This window comes from Methanobrevibacter sp. (assembly GCF_045220775.1).
Lineage (GTDB): Archaea > Methanobacteriota > Methanobacteria > Methanobacteriales > Methanobacteriaceae > Methanocatella.
Genome location: NZ_JBGUWC010000178.1, coordinates 1 through 1,893, shown reverse-complemented (window position 1 = coordinate 1,893; position 1,893 = coordinate 1). Strand labels below are relative to the sequence as shown.

Below are 1,893 nucleotides of genomic sequence, written 5' to 3'. Positions count from 1 at the left end.
TGTCGATTGATTTCTCGCATTTTTACTCTGTGCAAGCAGACCTTGAGCATTATAAGTATAAGTATTTTTACTGCCTATGGCATTTTCACTCTCGGTCATACGGTTCATACTGTCATACTTATACGTGGAAGTTCCTCCGTTCGGATCGGTAATGCTCAGAATATTGCCCGTGTTATCATAAGTTGCTTGTGTTCTGCCATTTTCCGCATCTACCGTTTCAATGATTCTTCCGAACGCATCATAAGTATAAGTTGTTGTCGATTCCGTACTCGTTCCCTTATCACTGACATTTTTTATCAGGCGATTCAAGCTGTCATAAGTATACTCTGTGATCGAGTCCAGTGCATTGGTCGTCTTGGTAACATTTCCGGCTTTATCGTACTCTGTACGGGTGCAGGCATTTCCGTCTGCATCATATACTGCTGTGATATTGCCCATACTGTCATATTCAGTTGTAAAGACATTGCCTCCTTCATCGGTATATTCGGTCACTCTGCCAAGTATATCATAACTTGTGGCTCACAGTGTATTCCGTTTTTTATAATTATCTAAAAATTTTACATATCTTACGTCACTTTCTAACCAATCGATTGCTTTACCCATCGTCACCAAACATGATGAGTGATTGTACCCAATTAAAAAAGTAAAATTCAGATCCATTAGATAAAATTCCAAAAATGGTAATCGGGGATATACATCAATAAAATTCACTCCATTTTTAAAATAATATATGAGTTTTGAATGATAATTTTCTCCCAATAATACGCAAATTTCTTTACCTATAATATAATCCGAAATCCATGACCAAGCATTTGCATCGTTTACGCCAAGTTTTTCTGAATTTAGCATTTCGAATATAGACCAACTAAGAATACCTTTATCTTTAAAATACTTTTTTCTCAAATTTACTTTAAATATTTCTTGTTGTTCAACAGTCAGTAAATGAATATTTGTATCATCATATAATTCAATTACTTTTTTTACTTTATCTATATCATCATTGATAAAGTTGTACATAAAAACATCATTCCTCCTATTTTACCAACTCCATGCGTAGTCTCTACCAGTAGGAACATGATCTATAAGTATATGTCCAACTACTTTTGGTTTTTTATCCATTATAACCCATCCAATGTGAGGAGCATCGGGTCCTGTATTCCATACACCATTTTTATCAAAACTATAATGAGCTATATCCATACTCACTTGCGTATGATTTAATGTTTCATATTCTACTGGAATAGACTTTCCATTAAGATCTCTAGCCCACTTGGTCACATGGAATTCTTCCTTGGCATGTCCCGTTTTAGCAAATGCTTCTTCAAGTGCTTGTCTATATGTAATGCCAGTTCCTCGATAGTCAGTATCCAAAGGTTTTATTTCATAGTTTAATTTGTCTTTTTCGTTTGATGATTTAGGTTGATTTGTATTAATCGAGCATTTGTCTTTGCTTGAATTATGCACCAACACACCAGTATCAGTAACATAATATGTATGGAACTCGGCAACCTCAAAGTTATAAACGATAACAGGCTTGTCGATCAGCTCACTGTAAGTTTTGGTAACAGTAGCCATTGTGCCGTCAGCAAGAGTAAGAACATCACCAATTTCAAGGTCTTTTGCGGCAATCCACTGATTTTCTACCCAGAATGGGTGAACGGGTGTAGTCTGTATTTCCTCATCGTTTACAAATATGTGAATGAGGACATCTGTTTCTTTGCGGAAAGTGCGGAGAACTTCCTTATATTCACTCTCGCCTGTTTCGGGATTAGTTGAATATACAAGATCGCCGGCTTTGATTTCTTCGATAGGCTTGTTGCCCTCAGCTGTAATAACGAGCGTACCCTCTACAAAGCACTGTGACGTGAGAATATCGTGCTTGGTGTTCTTGTA

The 1,893-nt window shown here is 36.5% G+C and carries 3 protein-coding genes; all 3 read right to left on the bottom strand.

Annotated features, from left to right (window positions below; translation table 11 throughout):
- Positions 1–492, bottom strand: a 492-nt coding sequence (locus tag ACJROP_RS11915) for a hypothetical protein (protein ID WP_406535682.1), incomplete at its 3' end; no start/stop codon positions are given.
- Between the two features lie 27 nt (positions 493–519).
- Positions 520–1,017 carry a hypothetical protein gene (locus ACJROP_RS11910; RefSeq protein WP_406535681.1) on the bottom strand — a complete coding sequence of 166 codons (498 nt, stop codon included), beginning with the start codon at positions 1,015–1,017 and terminating at the stop codon, positions 520–522.
- Positions 1,018–1,038: 21 nt separating this feature from the next.
- Positions 1,039–1,893 (bottom strand): polymorphic toxin-type HINT domain-containing protein (locus tag ACJROP_RS11905; RefSeq protein WP_406535680.1); only part of this gene is annotated, 855 nt, incomplete at its 5' end.

Coding starts and splice junctions, on each gene's coding strand:
- ACJROP_RS11910 (WP_406535681.1), bottom strand. CDS start 1,017: ATGTACAACTTTATCAATGATGATATAGATAAAGTAAAAAAAGTAATT.